Raw genomic sequence first — 19,490 nt, 5'->3', positions numbered from 1 at the left:
AATATATTGAATCAGGGTATGGAAGACTATATAAATAAAGGAGTGATTATTAGGTTATGTTTGAATATCTATCTTTGTATAGAAGAAATGCAAAAGGGCAACACGGTAAAGTATTAGGCTTTACAATTTTACAGATGATACTTTGTATCATACTACCTTCAATCTTGATGTTTGCTTTAATGTTTGCACCTGCGCTTTTATCATTTACTAATACCGATGACTCGACAATAGGCGTCGCCTTCATTGTCTGGGGACTAGTCATTTCGTTGGTTTTTGTATTAGCTTGTATCTTCTTAATTTTTCCAATGTATGTCGGTATTCTTAGATACTTTGCAAGTGCGTATACAGGTAAACCATTTAGTTTTGGTGAAGCATATAAAGTTTTCAAGAAAGGAAACTACTCAAAACTTATTAAGATTGCTTTACTCGTTTTTCTCCTGTACGTTGCCTTGTCTATAGTGATTGGTATATTAATAAATATGCTGTTTGTTATTGCAATTACGCCACTTGCTGGCGCAGGATTTGTGACTGAAACAACACAGCTCCAAGAATTGTCTGTACCAATGATAATCTTATCGGTAGCTCTAGCTCTTATCGTTACGATTGTTGCTTACATTCCATATATCATCATGTTTATTTATTTCGCAGTGGTATTTATGGTCTACATTGATGAGCCTTTAATTCCAACTATGGATAAGCTAAAAATAGCGTGGGACATCTTATTCAAATCAAGCGCGAGTATGGTGAAGTTATTCTTTAGTAACTTAATCTTGTATATTGTGATGATGATTGTAATGTTCGCTGTCATTTTCGGTCTTGCATTCTTAGTCAGCTTCACCGCTGTACAAACGGACATGCCTGGCTTGTCAGCAATATTAGGATTTGTTGTACTCTTAATCACGTTTGTGATTGGTGTGTATGTCTCTTACCTGATTTTAGGATCAATCGTTGCATATTATTTTGTAGGAAGAGAATCATTGGATGAGATTAATCATCAAGAGAAACGTGAACCGGATCACCAAATTGAAAACGATAATGATTTATAGTAAAAAACTTAGCGGTGAACAGCTCAAGCTGTTTGCCGCTATTTTTATTGAAGTGTAATTGTTGCTAATTTAGTGTTCAGTTGTAAAATTAAGATAAAATACAAAAAGAATGAGGTGAGTCAATGTCCAATGTAGCAAAAGGGATATTGCTAACAGGTGCAACATACGTAATCTGGGGTGTACTTCCAATTTACTGGAGGCAAATTGAATATGTCTCACCATTAGAGATTATAGCCCATAGAATATTTTGGTCTTTTATTTTTATGATTTTTTATATCAAACTAACTGGGCGATGGGAATATTTAAAAACCAATCTTACATACATATTCAGTGATAAGAAAAAAGCGTTAAGTATCATAGCAGCTTCGATTATTATAAGCTTAAACTGGTTGACCTATATTTTAGCTGTGAACCAAGGTTATATACTAGAGGCAAGTTTAGGATACTATATCAATCCGTTTGTCAGTATTTTACTTGCCTTTTTTATTTTGAAAGAAAGATTCTCTAAGGGCGAATGGCTAGCAATATTCATAGTTTTGATTGGTGTAGTGTACATGACGCTTGGCGTGGGGAGAATACCATTACTCGCTTTGACTCTAGCAGTAACATTTGGGGTATATGGATTGATTAAAAAGACGATTAACTTAGACGCGACGTACGCACTTGCTGTTGAGACGGCAGTACTCGCTCCCATAGCTTTAATATATATCATCTATTTGAATGTTACGGGTATGAATACCTTGGAATTTGGTGTGAACGCTGAGACAGCCTTCACTGTAGGAACAGGTGTTGTTACAGCAATTCCACTATTAATGTTTGCGATTGGTGCAGTGTACATTCCTTTGTCTTTAATAGGTTTACTACAATATATAGGACCAACCCTAACACTGTTAATTGGCATATTTATATATGGTGAATCATTCACCGACACCCATAAAATTTCTTATACTTTCATTTGGTACGGCCTAATATTGTACACAATAATAAGGTTTAAAAATTCTAGACCAAGACGTCCGAAGAAGACCGTCAAACTTACGGAGTCTTAGCTTATTGTTAGATATAATGAGAAGTCCGTGGTACTATTTAGAAAGATTTTAGTGTAAGGGGAATGAGTCATGTATTATTTTAAAAATTTTGGCTTATTGTTAATCGTCACGGGTTTTTTAGCAGCCTGTCAGGCAACTGATTCACAAGCTGTAGATGACTCAGAAAACGAAAGAACTGTCGATACCAACAAGACTAAAGTCTCAGAAGATAATAATTCCACAGAAGAATCTGAAGAGCAAACCAGTGAAAATAAAAATAATTCTACTGAAGAAGACAACATAGAACAGGCGAAAGTTGAAGATGAACAGCTCGCCAAAATAATCGATAAGTCAACAGAAATCGAAAGCTACAAAGCAGAATTAAACCTAGAGGCTTCATTAGATGAGATGGAGGAAGAATCTCTTAATGCAGAAGCTGACGTCATAAATGGAGACCCACCTCAATTACGGCTAAGAAGTGCAGGCGAAGATCGCACTTTATCGAGAGATGGACAAACTTATTTCTACAATGGTCAAGATTGGATTAATGTATCAGATTCGGTCGATGTTAATTTATTATACAGTGTCACTTATGATCAAGCGGTTCATTCTTTAGAAACCTTGTTTGGTTACATGACCACAGAGGAGACCGATGATAAGATTATTTATAAGTACCATGGAAATGATGAGGAAGTTTATAGAAATCTAGAGTCATTGGTGCAAGTTAATTTTGGACAAATGACTGTAGAAACAGTGGAATCCTCAATCGAATTTGTTGTAGATGAAGAGAGAATGTTGATAGAGAAGATTAATTTTGATGTCGAAGGTAAAGATACAGGTGGCACGTTCTCATTAAATGGTGATACTACCTTTGATAACTTTAATAATATTGATCAAATCGAACTCCCTAATGAGTAATGATAAAACCGTTCCTTTAATTTTAAAGGAACGGTTTTTTATGTTCTAATTACTAAATTTTAGAGTGGGTGTAGGCGCATTTCAATGAAGTCTCTATCATCCTCTAAAAATGGAGGGACTGCGAGTTTTTCTCCTAATGTTTCTAGTGGCTCATCGACTGTAAACCCTGGACCATCTGTAGAAATTTCAACGGTAATATTGCCTGGTGCATTAATATATAGTGCCTTGAAGTAATGTCGATTCACAACGCCAGAAGACAGCCACTTATCTGCTTTAATCTTTTTATAGATTTCTTCTAAATCAGCTTCATCTTTCACTCTCAGTGAGAAGTGATGAACACTACCATAGCCTTCTTTTTCAACATTTGTCGTTCTAGATTCGAAGATAAACACCGCATCATCACCAAAGTCAACTCGAGCTTCTGTATCTTGGTCAATGTCCCCATCGTATTTACCGCCTAGCAATGTAAGAAACTCAACCATAGGTTTTAAATATTGAACGGTGAGTTCAACACCGTAAACGCCTCTAATGGCGTAGGCTTCAGGAATATCGTTATCTGTATGAGGGACTGCCTTATTCTCATTATCGTCAACGACTAGGGCAAAGCGTTGACTTTCCTCATCAGAAAATTTCATCAATGTTTCGCCGAAATAATCGATGATACCTTCGTGATAAACGCCTTTTTCATCGAAACGGTCACGGAAGTATTGTAAGGCTTCTTTTGACGGAACACGTAAGATTGTACGTGAGATAGAGTTAGTTCCTGGTGTGTACTTAGGGGCAAGACCGATTTCAAAAAAAGTCACATCTGTCCCTGGTGTCCCTTTGTAGTCACTATAAAATAAGTGATACATACTTGGGTCATCTTGGTTAACAGTCTTTTTAACGAGACGATGACCTAATATTTTAGTGAAAAAATCATGATTTTCAATGATATTCTTAGTAATTGCGGAAACATGGTGTATACCAAATGCAGGCATAATGCATCCTCCTTTAATCTCTTTGATTTTATTATATAATACGACTATGCGTAACTCTATTAGGAGGACTTTAAATGAAACATTTATACATCAAAAGTAAAGTTGAAGAAAATGTTGAAACCATAATTCTTTTACACGGTACAGGAGGTAGAGAGACGGATTTACTCGATGTTGCTGCCATGGTAGATGGTGATGCCAATGTCCTAAGCCTAAGAGGTGAGATTGATGAAAATGGACAAAGCCGATTTTTTAGACGCCTTTCAGCTAATGAATTTGATGAAGCGAGTCTAAAAGAAGAAGGTGATAAAATATACAACACTTTAAAAGACTTGAGTAAAATCTATGATTTTGAGCTCTCTAAATCCATACTTATTGGTTATTCTAATGGCGCAAATATGGGAGCTTATTTATTGTTGAACTACGATTTAGGGTTAAGAGGGGCAATGTTAATGCACAGTGCTTACCGTAGTGAAACAGTTGGAAAAGGAATGTTGTTTAATACAGATGTACTTCTAACAGCCGGTGCAAAAGATATGACTGCTACAGCTGGTGAATCATACACCTTAAAGAAAAAACTAGAAGACAAGGGCATGAATGTAACCATTAAGCTGACTGACGGGGGTCATGAAATTTCGCCGATGGAATTGATGGAGGGTAATGTTTGGTTTATGCCAATTAAAAAAGCCCTCAGAGACGAGGGCAAATTGCTATAGATAATGTTTCTTTAAATAAATCTCAAGGCCATCTTCATCACATGTAAAATCGGTGACATCATCTGCAAGACATTTAACGTCTTCTTGACCGTTTTTTAAGGCAGTTGATTTACCGACAACTTTAAACATAGGGATATCATTCATAGAATCGCCGAAAGCATGAATGTCATGAAGCGGCAGCTTAAGTTCTCTAGCAATTGTCTTTAAACCGGAACCTTTGTCTGTGCCATAGACCATGATTTCTGAGTTATGATTTGATGTACGGTATATCTGAAAACCAGCGTCTGATGTAAAGTGATTATTGAGGTAGTCATACCAGTTGTCCATCTTATTTTTATCATTTGAGAAGAAGTAAAACTTAATAATATCATTGGTGTCGAGTGCGTGATTATCGACCCATTGCTCTTGAGAGTTTAAGGTACGGGCAGTGCCGATGTTTTCATAATCTAGTACTGTCTCATCAGCTTGTGCAGTGAGGTCCTCCAAAGCATAATCGTAATCATCATTATAGGTATATGGACCACCGCTCTGGCTCGTTGTTATCTCATAATATATCTTGTGTTTACGAACCTCTTCTAAGACGAAACTGACTTGTTCTTTTGTAAAGGCAGTGCGTGATAAGAGCGTGTCACCAAGGTATACGGTCATACCGCTCGCAGCGACAAAGCCATCGACCGGAACATCGTTAGGCACTTTTTGATGAATCATTTGAAGCGAACGTCCGGTCGCGATAATGATTTTGATTCCTTTATTATGGATGTCTTGAAGTGTCTTAATGAGACTGTTGGGGAATTCACCTGCATGATTTAATGTTGTACCATCTAAATCGAGGGCAATAGCTTTCATCTTTATATGAGCTCCTATCATATGTATTCGTTACCTCTTAAATTTTAGCATATTTACACAAGTATGATAAAATACCAGTACTAGAATTAGTATATAAGGAGTTGTTCATTGTGACAAATACGGGTGTGTATTTAGAAAAATATGATTTAGAAGACTTGCATCAAGTTGCAATAAATACCGGCGTCAAAAATGAAACAGCTTTAGATAAAGAAGACTTAATTGAGGCAATTTCAGCAAACTTAACGAATGAATCAGTACTCACGTACACTTACCTATATAGTGATGATATTGCGCTCGAATCATGGAAAAGAGCAGCGACAAATTTGGATGAAGCGAAAGATTTAAGCCTTGTAGACATTTACGGCTTGTATATCATGGGCTTGGCCTATGAAGATTTAAATAATCCTGACCACTTCTTTATTATTGATGAAGTGCTCGATAAATTTAAAACAGTCGATACGAAAGAAAATAAAGAAAAACGTTTGGCAGTTCAAAGAAAGTTAAATTTAATTAGAGCTGCCTTACATCTCTATGGTGTTGTTGAATTTAAACAGCTTACTAAACTATTTAAGAAATACTATGGCCAGGAGACGACAATTGAGGAATTAGTCGATTTAGTAAATGAGTCACCTTATGTCATTACGATTAATGAAAAAAACAAAGAATTTGTCATAGATGATATGACAGATGAACAGTACCAAATTATTAGAAAAAATCAGCAAAAATACAACTACTATGAACCAGAATTTGCTAAGTTCATACAGTTTTCAAACCCGAACTACATTGATGAGTCTATTTATCATGAGTCACTAAAATCTTGGGTTAGTAGTCACTTAAATACAGACGTAGCTTCACTAGAAGAATTATATATTCAAATGTTACGTATGATTATTAGTGGTCAAAAACGGACTGATATCATCGCAGAAATTAACAATCTAGGCTATGAATTTTCTACTAAACAAGAAGAAGATGACTTCTTTAATTTAGTGAGTGGCGTGCTAAAACATACTCGTCATTTCCAATATAGAGGTAAGTCAGAAGCAGAACTTGGACAAAAAACAATCGTCAATGAGTTCAAGGTCGGACGAAACGATCCTTGTCCATGTGGCAGTGGAAAGAAATATAAAAAATGCTGTGGTAAAGCAGTTTGATATAAAAGCACCAGCCATGCTGGTGCTTTTTCTGATAAGAGGTGAGAATGATGCACTGGCAAATATTTAAGGCGTTTTTTAGAGTAGGGATGCTCGGTTTCGGTGGGGGTCCTTCATCGATTCCGTTAGTTAAAATAGAAGTTGTTGATAAATATAAATGGATGTCGAATGAAGAATTCCAAGATGTACTGGCAATCGCCAATGTTTTACCAGGACCAATTATTACTAAAGTCGCTGGGTACATATGTTATCAAATAAAGGGTTGGCTTGGTGTAGCCAATGCCATGGTTGCGATGATTTTACCAACGGCAGTGATTATGACCATCCTTCTTGCTTTATTTACAGGTTTTAAAGACCTAGCCTGGGTACAGGGAATGAGTGCAGGGGTAGTGCCAGTTGTCCTAGTCATGCTAGCGATTCTAACAATTGAATTTTTACAATCAGCGAAAGCGGTCACGACGTGGGCATTTTTAATTCCTTTTACTATAGGTATGTTGATTATCTTAGAAGTGCTAAATATTCATCCGGCAATTGTTATCGCCATTATTATCGTTATTAGTCTTTTAAGGAAAGATAAGGTTAGAGGAGGGTCAACATGATTTACATGGAAATTTTTCTGGCCTTTCTGATTCCAGGTATAATTGGATATGGTGGAGGTCCAGCCTCAATCCCTCTAGTCGAAAGAGAGGTTGTTGATACCTATGGTTGGATGACAACTGGTGAGTTTGCTGAAGTACTTGCACTCGGTAACTCACTACCTGGTCCTATACTAACGAAGATGGGTGCCTACATTGGATACGAAGCCGGTGGCGTACTTGGTAGTATTGTTGCAGTAACTGCAAGTGTCCTACCTTCCTTGGTTGTCATGATTTTACTTGCTGCACTTTTATATAAGTTGAAAGGGACGAATAAATTCAGCACCTTAACAACATTAATTAGACCAGTGATTGCAATATTAATGGGTGTAATCGTAGTAGATTTTCTATTTAACTCTCTAGAGGTTTCAGGTGGCTTCCACACAATATTCTTAATTGTCATTGCTTTTATACTTTTACAGATTGTTAAAATACATCCTGCCTTCGTCATTATGATTGGCTTAATTTATGGTGCCCTGTTTATTAGATAAGAAGCATGATATTTAATGGAAAAGTAAACTTGTAATATAATGAATGGGAATGATTAAAAACCAAGCTAGAAGGAGACGACTAAGTATGGCATATGAAATACGTGAAATGAGAATATCGGACGCTAAAAGTATTGTCAGGCACAAACATATTGTGACTGAGGCGTATCCAGATATTCTAGCAACAGCAATTGAAAATCGTGAGATAACTGTTGAAGAAGAAGAAGCAACTATAAAATCTTTAGGCACCAATGACCTAGGTATTGTTGCTGTAGATGGTGATACGGTTATTGGTATGTTAAATATGCGCCAAGATCACCGTAAGAAGTTTGAACATATCGCACAATTTGGTATCAGTTTACAACCAGACTATACTGGCTCAGGTACAGGGACTGCGATGATTGAACGTGCCCTAGAATTTGCTAAAGCTAACGATATAATTGAAAAAGTCATTCTAACTGTTTTCTCTAATAATCCTGGAGCAATTAAACTTTACGAAAAATTAGGCTTTAAAGAAGAAGCTGTATTGAAGAACCAAGTGAAATTGAAAGAAGGCTATACTAATTTAGTCTATATGTCGAACTTTTTAGAATAGATGAGAAAATAGCGGAATGTCGTGATATTATAAAGTTAAGAAGAATAATATGGTGGGTGAGCACATGAAATTAAGAAATGTTTTCATTTACGCAATAGCATTAACTTTATTTACGGCAGGGGTTATCTTTTCAACGACTGCATCCTACACACAGGATGCGCCATTATCACTTACAACAATAGGTATCTTTATGATAGTCATTTTTGCTGCCTACATCTGGGTATTAATGTGTTACAGAAAAAGAACAATCCACAAAAAAGAGAATCGCATTTAAGCGATTCTCTTTCTTTAAATAAATTAAAAGGATGATTATTCATGGGTAATTTTGAAGAAATTAATAAACGTGCGCAAAAAAACACAGGTCGAATTCAAGAAACGCAACCCGATTTTATGTCTGCTTTCAGAAAGCTTCAAAAAGAAGGGTATAAAGCTAATGCTTTGGATGAGAAGACCAAAGAGTATATCGCTTTAACTTATGCTATCGCAGATAAGTGTGAGGGTTGTATTGGTAACCATGTCAACAAACTAGTTAAACTCGGTGCGACACGTGACGAAATTTCAGATATCGTTGCGGTCTCTATAGTGATGGGTGGCGGACCAGCTAGTGTATATGGTGGTAAAGCACTAGAAGCATATGATGAAGCGACGACAGAGGTATAATCGTGTTAGACATTCATTCTTTGGTGGTCGATTACGATGACTTTAAAATTATAGTGGAAAGTTTGATATTCGAACCTGGCTTACACGTTCTAATTGGGGAGAATGGAAGTGGTAAAAGTTCAGTTTTAACAGGTGTTACGGGTTTTAATACAAAGTCCATAAAAAAACGTGAACTCTATGTAGACAACCACAAACTTTCTTCTACAGCAGAATACATCAGCTATCTTCCTCAACACAACGTACCTTTTCAAATTAATGTAGAAGATTTTGTAGGTTTGAGCACAGAGAAGAAAATTTCTGGTGAACAGTTTATTGGAATTCTAAACGATTACGATTTAATACATTATCGAAATCACAGCATTGAAAATTTAAGTGGTGGGGAGTTCAAACGTGCACTTCTTGCGCAAATTGAATTGGAAGACAAACCCATAATCATGCTTGATGAAATTGAACAAGGATTGGATGTTAACTATCAACACATTATTTTATCGAGATTGAAAGAATTAGCTAAAAATAAAGTGGTCATTCTTGCCATGCATGATTTAAGTTTGGCGATGACATATGCAGATTCAATTTCCGGCATGAAAAAAGGTACTTTAACCGCAGCTAAAGTACCGAATCATCAAGTAACAGAAGAGATGTTGTCTCATATATTTTCACGTGAAATGAAGGTTATCAGGCAAGGGAATAAGGTAGCTGTCCTCAGTTAGTTTCTATGGCACCAAGGGCACCTGAAAATTCACCGTTGGGTACAACATAGGCCTCTGCGCCTTTTAACTGACTATAATTATAAATGATGTCCGTCATTACAGTGTTATCGAGTAAAGTAGAACCAATAAACACCATTTTTTTAGTGTCAAAGGCATCAGCTAGATTTAAAGCCATTGCTGTAACAGTTTCTGCTACAAGACCAATAACTGCGATCAGTTGATCTTCAATTGACTGGTCGCTTTTGTGATTAAGTACATTTCCGAAGTTACTTGCAGTAAGATCACCTGGAATTGGTGTAGGCTTACCATTGTAAATATGATGGACTTTTAAATCGACTTTGTTACGGTCACCTTTTTTTGCACGTTCTATAATCGTATGGTAATCCTCGATTCCTGTCAGTAAATGACTTAAGCCGAGTAAAGTTCCACCACCTACACCAGACCCACCAACACGTTTTTGATCCGTGGTTGTCGCTTGGTGGAAACTTGTTCCTGTACCAACATTTAAGTATACATAACGTTCAAAATTCAAATTACTTTCATTCAAGAGTTGAGTCAGACCTCTAAAGGTAGCATCGAATTCTATGGAAATTTTAGATTCAAAATTTAGCTTCTCTTGTATATATTCTGACTTGCCTCCTGTTAAATAAACTTCTTCTTCACTATAATCATTGTTTAATATCTCAATCACTTGGTCAATATCAGTGGAAGGGTATTTTTTAAAGGTACGATTTTCATCATCAAGAATGACCAATTTAATTAATGTACCGCCAGCATCGATGCCGATTTTCATAAGATCGCTCCTAAAGTTATAAATGAAACAGCGCTCAAAGTTATGAGCGCTGTTATTAACGTTTCTTCTATTTTAATATTTTTTTGGTTTTTGTCTACGTTTCATTGCATTATTAGGTTCTCTTCTTAATCCTTTAGAAACTGATGCAATCATCAAGATTAGTATGAGGCCAAACGGTAGACCTGCTAACAGTGAAGCTGCCTGTAAGCTGGTTAATCCACCTGCTAATATTAATGCGATAGTCAACAATCCGAGCAATAGACCCCAAAGGACTTTAAGTCGAATTGGTGGATTCTCTGTTGAACCAATACTCATTCCCGAAACAATAAATGTTGCTGAATCGGCTGATGTTACTAGGAAAGTAAAGATTAACAGGAGCGCAACAATAGATGTAAACCATGAAATAGGTAAGGTATCAAACAAGGCGAAGAGCGCCTGCGTTTGGTCATCTAGAACGATTTGTCCAATATTTGTATTATTCATAAGATCTGAATAAATTGCTGTACCACCGAGGGCGCCAACCCATAGGAAAGATAGCATTGGTGGGACAATCAGAATACCCAGTACATATTCACGAATCGTGCGACCGCGAGATACACGGGCAACAAATGAACCAATGAATGGACTCCAAGCAATTACCCATGCCCAGTAGAACACTGTCCAGTCTTGAACCCAAGTACCACCTGCATATGGTGTCATGCGTAATGAATAGCCAACAAAGTTTGTCAAATAGTCACCAAGCCCAAGAATAATACTTTCCATAATGAATGTAAATGGTCCAACTGCCATAATGAAAATGGTTAAGACAAGTGCAAGGATCATGTTTAAACTGGAAAGGAATTTCATTCCTTTCTTAAGTCCAGTTACTGTTGAAAATATAAATAGACCTGTCATAGCTGCTGTCAAAATGATTTGAGTTAATGGTCCTGATGGAACACCAAAGGCGATATCTAAACCACCATCCATCTGCATAATACCTAAACCAACAGAAGTCGACATACCCGTTACAGTTGCAATGATTGCTAATATATCAATTGCTTTACGTGCTTTTTGATTGTAATCCATACCGAATAGTGGTTCTAAAGCAGTTGAGACTAAACCATCACGGTTTTTACGGAATTGGAAGTAACCAATTGATAGACCAGCTACCCCGAATATTGACCATTGGGAGATTCCCCAGTGGAAATAAGTATAACCCATCGCGAGTCTAGCGGCTTCGGCATCCTCAACTGGACCACCTAAAAATGGTGAGGTCATAAAGTGTTCCATAGGCTCTGCGACACCAAAGAATACTAAACCAACACCTAGCCCACTTGAAAATAGCATTCCGACCCAGGCCCAAAATGAGAACTCTGGTTTGGAATTATCACCACCGAGTTTTACGCGGCCATAAGGTGATAGGGCAAGAAATAATAGAAATACACCGAATCCAAATACAACGAGTAAGAAAAACCAACTAAATGTTTCTGAGATAAGAGCATAGACATTTTCAGAAGCGACCTGGAACTGAGTTGGAATAATCATGGCAATTGCAGACACTACAATGATTATTGAAGCTGCAGTCCAGAAAACGACGCCTAGCTTATTAAACTGAAATTTTTCCGGTTGATCCTGGTTTTCCTGACTCTTTGTAGTTGTACTTTCTTCGTTTGTCACGAAAGTTCCTCCTAATATATTTGTAGTATACAAAGTTACTACCCGGCAATAACGACATGAAACGTTGAATTGGAAAATTTTGTGTTAATGTCTAAATTGTCACTAGAGAGGGTATGGACTTATAATAGCAAACTATAGAATCTTGTCAAAAAGGGGAAAATTATGGACATTAAAGTGAGAAAGTACAATGAAAGTGATAAGGACGCACTTCAGTCCTATGAATTAAGTGACAAGCAACAAATTTATTCTAGTTTACCATTAGATGTATTAAATGAAGCTCTAGAAGATAAAGATCGAACTGCCAATGTGGTTGTCACAGATGATGGAAAAGTTGTTGGTTTTTTTGTACTACATAAACATTATCAACACGAAGGGTATGATACGCCGCATGAGGTGGTTTACGTGAGGTCTTTATCCATCAATGAAAAATATCAAGGAAATGGTTACGGTACGAAAGTGGCTCAATTATTACCGGTTTATGTACAAGAAAACTTTTCTCAGTTTGAGCATTTATACTTAGTTGTTGATGGTGAGAATCAAGGGGCATGGAATCTATACGAAAGAGCAGGGTTCTTACACACTGCAACAAAGGAAGAAGGACCTATTGGTAAGGAACGTTTATATTATTTAGATTTAGACCGTAATTATGTACCGAACTTAAGAATCAATTTGGCAAGTGACGTGTCTGCTTCTACACTGAAATTCAATCTCATGCTAGGCGAGGAAGTTGCAGGCTATATTGATACGGTTAAAAACGGTAAAGTACTGGAAATTAAACATATATATGTTGAGGAGAAGCATCGTTCAAAAGGGATTGCTGAGAGCGCAATAAGGCAGTTTGCTACAATAGTTAGAAAATATTTGAAAGATGTTGAGATTGCTGAAGTTAACGTGACGAATACGGGCTTAGAAAAGCTGTTTACTGGTGCTGGATTTGTTCACCCTCATGATGCTGAAGATGAGAATTATTACCGGAAATTGGTGAGATACTAACTTAGCTCTTGAAACATTAGTAAAATATTTGTATTATATCCTAAGGTATTTACATCTTGAAAGGATGACGTAAATGAGACTGGACAGTTATACTAAGGAAATGATGGACGAAAATTCATTTATTGATATGTCACACATTTATTTAGAAGATAAAGGCGAAGATACTAACCTCTATGAAATGGTAGATAAATTTAAAGAAGTTGGGAATTATACTGAAAGTGAAATTGAAGACCGCATCTTACAATTCTATACGGATTTAAACACTGACGGTCGTTTCTTAAGTACAGGTGAAGGTGTTTGGGGCTTACGTGAATGGTATGCCGTGGATGATATCAATGATAAGATTGCACCGACCATCCATAAGATTGAGATTGCTTCTGAAGATGAGTATATTGATGAAGAAGAAGATTACCCTGGTGCCAAGGAACTAGGTGAAGACCAGGAAGAAATTGATGGCACACTTCATGGTGAAACTGAAGAAGATGATGATGAAGAAGCCATCGATTCTGAAGTCGATGATGAGTTGGAATTCGACGACAAAGAAAAGCTTGAAGATGAATATGATGACGAGGCAGATGCATATTAATAATTATTGACTTTCTTCTTGAAAGTGATAATATTTTAATTGGGCTCCCTTAAATTGGGACTAGTAAACGTGCTCCTTTTCACATTTGTGAAAGGGAGCTATTTTTATTTTATGCAGGAGGAAGACTATGACTAAATATATCTTTGTAACAGGTGGCGTGGTGTCATCTTTAGGTAAAGGAATAACAGCAGCTTCACTAGGACGTTTATTGAAAGATAGAGGTTTTAAAATCACAATTCAAAAATTTGATCCCTACTTAAATGTTGACCCAGGGACGATGAGCCCGTATCAACATGGTGAAGTATTCGTCACAGAAGATGGTGCGGAAACTGATTTAGATCTAGGGCACTATGAGCGTTTTATTGATATTAATGTGAGCAAGTACTCTAATGTCACTGCTGGTAAAGTATACTCTGAAGTCATTCAAAAAGAGCGCCGCGGAGATTATTTAGGTGGTACAGTGCAAGTGATTCCTCACATTACAAATGAAATTAAATCACGCATTAAAAAAGCGGGGGATTCATCACAAGCTGACATCGTTATTACAGAGATAGGCGGTACAACAGGTGATATTGAATCCTTACCGTTTATTGAATCAATTCGTCAGTTACGAAGTGACCTTGGTAAAGATAATGTTATGTTCATTCACTGTACATTGCTGCCTTATATTAAAGCAGCTGGAGAAATGAAAACAAAACCAACTCAACATAGTGTTAAGGAACTAAGAGGTTTAGGTATTCACCCTGACATGATTGTTGTTCGTTCTGAATATCCGATGACTGAAGATTTACGTGATAAGATTGCATTGTTCTGTGACATCGAAGAGAAAAACGTAATCAATGCAAAAGATGAAGAAACAATATATAAGCTTGTGATGTCATTGCAAGATCAAGATATGGATGATTTAGTTCTTGAAAACCTGAAACTTGAATCTAAGGGTGAAGCGGCATTAACTGATTGGAAGCATTTACTTGATAACCTAAGTAAAATTGATAAAACAATCAAAATCGGTTTAGTTGGTAAGTACGTGGAACTACAGGATGCTTACCTATCTGTAGCAGAATCGCTGCGTCATGCAGGTTATGAAGTCCATGCAGACGTTGATATCCACTGGATTAATTCTCAGGAAGTGACTGAGCAAAACTATATGGAAATACTCGGAGAAGTCGATGGTATAGTGGTACCGGGTGGCTTTGGTGACCGCGGTATAGAGGGTAAAATCTTAACGCTTAAATATGCGAGGGAAAACAAGGTGCCTGTTTTAGGTATTTGCCTCGGCATGCAACTCGCATCAGTTGAATTTGCTCGTAATGTAGTAGGCCTTAAAGGTGCAAATTCTTCCGAATTAGATGAACATACACCATACGCAATCATTGATTTAATGCCGGATCAAAAAGATGTTGTTGATCTTGGTGGTACTCTTCGCCTCGGTAGTTTCCCATGTGTGATTAAAGAAGGAACCAAGGCAGAGGCACTTTATGAGCAAAATGAAATTAATGAGCGTCACCGTCACCGTTTTGAATTCAACAATGCTTATAAGGAACAGCTGGAAGAACATGGCATGGTGTTTAGTGGGACTTCACCAGATGGTAGATTGGTGGAAATGATTGAATTAGAAGACCACCCATATTACATGGCTGTTCAGTTCCACCCAGAATTCCAATCAAGACCAACACGTCCACACCCACTATTTAGTGGTTTGATTCAAGCAACTTTAGACAACGAATAAGTTTAAGCTCAGCTGAAAATTCTAAGTAGAGTCTTCAGCTGAGTTTTTACCTTTATGGGTTAAATCGTGATTTTAATCAAGTTTAAATCAACCTTTAATAGTAAAGCATTGTCACTTTAATGAGCTTTAACTTATAATGGAGCTAACATAAAATTGTTTGGAGGATACAAAATGAAATTTTTTATAGATACAGCAAATATGGACGAAATTAAAGAAATCCATCAGTGGGGGATTTTAAGTGGTGTAACAACAAACCCATCACTAGTAGCTAAGGAAAAAGATATTTCTTTTCACGATAGACTCGTTGAAATCTGTGACCTTGTTAATGGCCCTGTAAGTGGAGAAGTCATTGCATTAGATGCAGAGGGTATGATTAATGAGGGTAGAGAACTCGCTAAATTACACGAGCACATCATTGTTAAAATCCCTATGACTGAAGAAGGTATGAAAGCAGTTAAAGTATTAACAGAAGAGGGAATCAAGACGAATGTCACTTTAATCTTTAATACAGTACAAGCTCTAACCGCAGCTCGTGCTGGTGCGACATATGTTTCACCATTCATTGGACGATTAGATGATATCGGTTTAGATGGCCTACAGTTAATCGAAGATATTGCAGCAATTTTTGCAGTCCATGATATCGACACAGAAATTATAGCAGCATCAATTCGTAACTCAGGTCATATGCACGGCGCCGCACTACGTGGTGCAGATATTGCTACAGTACCGTACAAAGTTATTAAAACATTAACGAAACATCCTTTAACTGATAAAGGCATTGAACAATTCCTTAATGACTGGAACCAAAAATAAGACCTTAGTAAACCAAAGACAAGGAGCTAAAGCTATGGCTAAAGAAGTAATCAAAGTCCGCGGTGGTGCTGATTTAACAGGTCAAGTGAACATCAGCGGTGCCAAAAATAGTGCAGTCGCACTTATACCGGCATCTTTAATGGCAAGTACAGGTTCTGTAAAGCTTGAAGGACTGCCAGAAATTAGTGATGTAAAGACACTGATGAGTTTATTAAATGACTTAAATATTAAAACAGAATTAGATGGAACAACCTTAGAAGTGAATGCAGAAGAAGCTGTAAATATGCCGTTACCAAACAACAAGGTACAGTCACTAAGAGCATCTTACTACATGATGGGTGCAATGCTATCTCGTTTTAAAAAATGTGTCATCGGCTTGCCAGGCGGTTGTCCGCTCGGGCCTAGACCAATCGACCAACACATCAAAGGCTTTGAAGCCCTTGGTGCTAAGGTCACGAATGAACATGGTGCAATGTATTTAACTGCAGAGAAATTAGTGGGCGCCAAAATATTCTTTGATGTTGTGTCTGTTGGAGCAACAATCAATATGATGTTAGCTGCGAGCTGTGCCGAAGGCCGTACAACTCTAGAAAATGTAGCCAAGGAGCCAGAAATTGTTGATGTCGCTTCACTATTAAATAATATGGGTGCGAATATTAAAGGTGCAGGTACAGACACGATTCGTATCGAAGGTGTTGAGTCCTTACATGGCACAATGCATAATATTATTCCTGACCGCATCGAAGCTGGTACTTATATGGTTGTTGGTGCCGCGACAGGTAAGTATTATAAAGTAAACAATATCATTCCAACACACATGGAATCTCTCACTTCTAAGTTAGAGGAAATGGGTGTAGATATTGAAATCGGTGATGACTATGCCATCATTAATAAACCGGAATCGTACAAAGCCGTATCTATTAAGACACAAGTCTATCCAGGATTTGCAACTGATCTTCAACAACCGATTACGCCACTAATGTTTAAAGCAGATGGTGTAAGTAAGATAACAGAGACAATTTATCCTGCGCGCTTTAGACATGTTGATGAATTAGCGAGAATGAATGCCCACATTGACAAGAAAAGTGGCAGTGCCTTGATTTACCCATCTGACCTAAAGGGTGCAGAAGTATATGCAAGTGATCTAAGAGCGGGTGCTTCACTACTCATTGCAGGATTACTTGCAGATGGTGTGACAACAATTCACAATGTAAACCATATTGACAGAGGTTATGCAGACATTGTTAAGAAACTTGAAGCACTAGGTGCAGATATTTGGCGTGATACAGTAGAAGAGGAAGACTAGAATCCAAGGATTCTAGTCTTTATTCTTACGGCGCTTATATTTATAAAAGTTTTGACAATGCTACTGTCTAACGGTAATATAATTATGTTTTAGATGAGACTGTAATATAAAATTAGTAATGGAAGTGGAAATATTGTCTGATAACCAAAAGACCGAGGATATGAAATATGAAACGTTTGATGCGCTTTATAAGAACAACACCACTAAAGCCTTAACCGAGCGCGCCAAACAACTAAAGCTGTCTAACTACAGTAAACTGAATAAAAAAGAATTAGTCCTAGCCATTCTAGAAGCTGAAATGGAAAAAGACGGTAACTATTACATGGAAGGCATACTCGATGATATCCAACAAGATGGATATGGTTTCTTACGAACGGTCAATTTTTCTAAAGGTGAAAAAGATATTTATATCTCAGCATCTCAAATTCGCCGTTTCGAGTTGAAAAAAGGAGACAAGGTTACTGGTAAGGTAAGAAAGCCAAAAGAAAATGAAAAGTATTATGGTCTCTTACAGGTTGACTTTATTAATGGACATAACGCTGAGGAAGTTAAAAAACGCCCGCATTTCCAAGCACTTACTCCACTTTTCCCTGATGAACGTATCCACTTAGAAAATAAACCTGAAGATCTGTCCACACGAATTATGGACTTAGTCACGCCAATTGGTTTTGGTCAACGTGGTATGGTCGTTGCACCACCTAAGGCAGGTAAAACTTCACTGTTAAAAGAGATTGCTCAAGCAATTACGAAGAATCACCCTGGAGTCAAGTTGTTTATACTACTCATTGGTGAACGTCCTGAGGAAGTAACGGATTTAGAGCGTTCCGTTGAAAATGCTGAGGTTGTACATTCCACTTTTGATGAACCTCCTCAACACCACGTCAAAGTTGCAGAACTATTGCTTGAACACTCAAAACGTCAGGTTGAGATGGGTGAAGATGTCATCATTTTAATGGATTCAATTACGCGTCTTGCACGTGCATATAACCTAGTTATTCCACCGTCTGGACGAACACTTTCTGGTGGACTAGACCCAGCAAGTCTTCATAGACCTAAGCACTTCTTTGGTGCTGCAAGAAACATAGAAGCAGGTGGAAGCTTAACAATTCTTTCTACCGCACTTGTTGATACAGGTAGTCGTATGGACGATGTTATTTATGAAGAATTTAAAGGAACAGGGAATATGGAACTGCATCTCGATCGTAGATTGAGTGAAAGACGCGTATATCCAGCCATTGATATTAGCCGTTCGAGCACACGGAAAGAAGAGCTCTTGTTAGATAAAAAAGAACTTGATGTTCTATGGCAGCTTAGAAATCTCTTTACTGACTCACCGGACTTTACAGAACGCTTCTTAAGAATTCTTAAGACAGCTAAAACAAATGAAGAGTTTTTCGATATCTTAAGAGAGCGTATGATTAGTTCTCAGAAGACAGGTAAACCTGTAATCTAATCTAAAAGAGATATTGATTTTTATATGCTGAACATGTATAATGGCAAAGTAATGCGTGGTGATAACCACAAATAACTCTGTTCCAGATGGTTCAGGGCAAAGGAGCTGACAAATTATGAAACAAGGAATTCATCCTGATTACAACAAAGTAATCTTCTTAGATTCTACTACGAATTTTAAATTCTTGAGCGGATCTACACGTACTTCAGACGAAACTATGGAGTGGGAAGACGGTAACGAATACCCAGTTATCCGTTTAGATATCTCTTCTGATTCACATCCGTTCTACACTGGTCGTCAGAAATTCGCATCTGCGGATGGACGTGTTGAGAAATTCAACAAAAAATTCGGTTTTAAATCAAGCAACGAACAATAAGTTAAATTCAACTGCACT

The 19,490-nt window shown here is 37.3% G+C and carries 22 protein-coding genes; 18 read left to right on the top strand and 4 right to left on the bottom strand.

Annotated elements, in window-relative coordinates; genetic code table 11:
• The first annotated feature begins 56 nt into the window (after window positions 1-56).
• The 3 genes from V6E76_RS02290 to V6E76_RS02280 all read left to right on the top strand — a co-directional run bounded on the left by V6E76_RS02290 (window position 57) and on the right by V6E76_RS02280 (window position 2,989).
• Complete coding sequence (locus V6E76_RS02290; protein WP_026866035.1) at window positions 57-1,046, top strand: hypothetical protein; 990 nt, start codon at window positions 57-59, stop codon at window positions 1,044-1,046.
• 122 nt (window positions 1,047-1,168) lie between these two features.
• Window positions 1,169-2,092 (top strand): EamA family transporter RarD, encoded by a 924-nt coding sequence (gene rarD, locus V6E76_RS02285; protein WP_166626943.1) that lies wholly within the window; start codon window positions 1,169-1,171, stop codon window positions 2,090-2,092.
• Between the two features lie 69 nt (window positions 2,093-2,161).
• Entirely contained in the window at window positions 2,162-2,989 is an 828-nt protein-coding gene (locus V6E76_RS02280) for a hypothetical protein (protein WP_026866033.1), read from the top strand.
• Between the two features lie 59 nt (window positions 2,990-3,048).
• On the opposite strand, the gene V6E76_RS02275 is transcribed toward V6E76_RS02280, so the two are convergent.
• Window positions 3,049-3,969 (bottom strand): VOC family protein, encoded by a 921-nt coding sequence (locus V6E76_RS02275; protein ID WP_026866032.1) that lies wholly within the window; start codon window positions 3,967-3,969, stop codon window positions 3,049-3,051.
• Window positions 3,970-4,043: 74 nt separating this feature from the next.
• Here V6E76_RS02275 and V6E76_RS02270 point away from each other — a divergent pair, with 74 nt between their 5' ends.
• Window positions 4,044-4,682, top strand: a complete 639-nt coding sequence (locus tag V6E76_RS02270; protein ID WP_026866031.1) for an alpha/beta hydrolase — start codon at window positions 4,044-4,046, stop codon at window positions 4,680-4,682.
• Here the strand turns inward: V6E76_RS02270 and V6E76_RS02265 are convergent.
• On the bottom strand, window positions 4,677-5,528 hold the full coding sequence (locus V6E76_RS02265; RefSeq protein WP_026866030.1) for a Cof-type HAD-IIB family hydrolase: 852 nt from the start codon (window positions 5,526-5,528) through the stop codon (window positions 4,677-4,679). The genes V6E76_RS02270 and V6E76_RS02265 overlap by 6 nt on opposite strands.
• A 110-nt stretch (window positions 5,529-5,638) precedes the next feature.
• On the opposite strand from V6E76_RS02265, the gene V6E76_RS02260 reads away from it, so the two are divergent.
• The 7 genes from V6E76_RS02260 to V6E76_RS02230 all read left to right on the top strand — a co-directional run bounded on the left by V6E76_RS02260 (window position 5,639) and on the right by V6E76_RS02230 (window position 9,767).
• A complete protein-coding gene (locus V6E76_RS02260) occupies window positions 5,639-6,679 on the top strand; it encodes an SEC-C metal-binding domain-containing protein (protein WP_035855615.1) in 1,041 nt (346 codons plus the stop codon).
• A gap of 50 nt (window positions 6,680-6,729) precedes the next feature.
• Window positions 6,730-7,278, top strand: a complete 549-nt coding sequence (locus tag V6E76_RS02255; RefSeq protein ID WP_370545355.1) for a chromate transporter — start codon at window positions 6,730-6,732, stop codon at window positions 7,276-7,278.
• Window positions 7,275-7,805: a chromate transporter gene (locus V6E76_RS02250; RefSeq protein WP_026866027.1), complete on the top strand. Its 531-nt coding sequence runs from the start codon at window positions 7,275-7,277 to the stop codon at window positions 7,803-7,805. Before V6E76_RS02255 ends, V6E76_RS02250 begins: the two co-directional genes overlap by 4 nt.
• Before the next feature lie 85 nt (window positions 7,806-7,890).
• Window positions 7,891-8,397, top strand: coding sequence for a GNAT family N-acetyltransferase (locus tag V6E76_RS02245; RefSeq protein ID WP_026866026.1), 507 nt, complete (start codon window positions 7,891-7,893; stop codon window positions 8,395-8,397).
• A gap of 64 nt (window positions 8,398-8,461) precedes the next feature.
• Entirely contained in the window at window positions 8,462-8,671 is a 210-nt protein-coding gene (locus V6E76_RS02240) for a hypothetical protein (protein ID WP_026866025.1), read from the top strand.
• A 41-nt stretch (window positions 8,672-8,712) separates the two neighbouring features.
• The gene (locus tag V6E76_RS02235) at window positions 8,713-9,057 is read left to right on the top strand and encodes a carboxymuconolactone decarboxylase family protein (RefSeq protein ID WP_051220440.1); all 345 of its coding nucleotides are present in this window, start codon (window positions 8,713-8,715) and stop codon (window positions 9,055-9,057) included.
• 2 nt (window positions 9,058-9,059) lie between these two features.
• Window positions 9,060-9,767, top strand: coding sequence for an ATP-binding cassette domain-containing protein (locus V6E76_RS02230; RefSeq protein WP_026866023.1), 708 nt, complete (start codon window positions 9,060-9,062; stop codon window positions 9,765-9,767).
• On the opposite strand, the gene coaW is transcribed toward V6E76_RS02230, so the two are convergent.
• Together coaW and V6E76_RS02220 are read right to left on the bottom strand one after the other, a co-directional pair.
• Window positions 9,760-10,560, bottom strand: coding sequence for a type II pantothenate kinase (gene coaW, locus V6E76_RS02225; RefSeq protein ID WP_026866022.1), 801 nt, complete (start codon window positions 10,558-10,560; stop codon window positions 9,760-9,762). The genes V6E76_RS02230 and coaW overlap by 8 nt on opposite strands.
• A 72-nt stretch (window positions 10,561-10,632) precedes the next feature.
• Window positions 10,633-12,216, bottom strand: coding sequence for a BCCT family transporter (locus V6E76_RS02220; RefSeq protein ID WP_026866021.1), 1,584 nt, complete (start codon window positions 12,214-12,216; stop codon window positions 10,633-10,635).
• Between the two features lie 162 nt (window positions 12,217-12,378).
• On the opposite strand from V6E76_RS02220, the gene V6E76_RS02215 reads away from it, so the two are divergent.
• The 7 genes from V6E76_RS02215 to V6E76_RS02185 all read left to right on the top strand — a co-directional run bounded on the left by V6E76_RS02215 (window position 12,379) and on the right by V6E76_RS02185 (window position 19,472).
• A complete protein-coding gene (locus V6E76_RS02215; protein WP_035855590.1) occupies window positions 12,379-13,209 on the top strand; it encodes a GNAT family N-acetyltransferase in 831 nt (276 codons plus the stop codon).
• Window positions 13,210-13,282: 73 nt separating this feature from the next.
• Window positions 13,283-13,795, top strand: a complete 513-nt coding sequence (rpoE, locus tag V6E76_RS02210) for a DNA-directed RNA polymerase subunit delta (protein WP_026866019.1) — start codon at window positions 13,283-13,285, stop codon at window positions 13,793-13,795.
• A gap of 127 nt (window positions 13,796-13,922) precedes the next feature.
• Window positions 13,923-15,524 (top strand): CTP synthase, encoded by a 1,602-nt coding sequence (gene pyrG, locus V6E76_RS02205; protein WP_166626941.1) that lies wholly within the window; start codon window positions 13,923-13,925, stop codon window positions 15,522-15,524.
• Window positions 15,525-15,695: 171 nt separating this feature from the next.
• Entirely contained in the window at window positions 15,696-16,337 is a 642-nt protein-coding gene (fsa, locus tag V6E76_RS02200; RefSeq protein WP_166626940.1) for a fructose-6-phosphate aldolase, read from the top strand.
• Window positions 16,338-16,371: 34 nt separating this feature from the next.
• A complete protein-coding gene (murA, locus tag V6E76_RS02195) occupies window positions 16,372-17,643 on the top strand; it encodes a UDP-N-acetylglucosamine 1-carboxyvinyltransferase (RefSeq protein ID WP_166626939.1) in 1,272 nt (423 codons plus the stop codon).
• A gap of 160 nt (window positions 17,644-17,803) precedes the next feature.
• Window positions 17,804-19,096: a transcription termination factor Rho gene (rho, locus tag V6E76_RS02190; RefSeq protein ID WP_370545427.1), complete on the top strand. Its 1,293-nt coding sequence runs from the start codon at window positions 17,804-17,806 to the stop codon at window positions 19,094-19,096.
• Window positions 19,097-19,211: 115 nt separating this feature from the next.
• On the top strand, window positions 19,212-19,472 hold the full coding sequence (locus V6E76_RS02185) for a type B 50S ribosomal protein L31 (RefSeq protein ID WP_026866014.1): 261 nt from the start codon (window positions 19,212-19,214) through the stop codon (window positions 19,470-19,472).
• The last annotated feature ends 18 nt before the right edge of the window (window positions 19,473-19,490 follow it).

Source organism: Jeotgalicoccus huakuii (genome assembly GCF_036665975.1).
Taxonomy (GTDB): domain Bacteria; phylum Bacillota; class Bacilli; order Staphylococcales; family Salinicoccaceae; genus Jeotgalicoccus; species Jeotgalicoccus marinus.
This window is presented reverse-complemented; position numbering and strand designations above follow the sequence as displayed.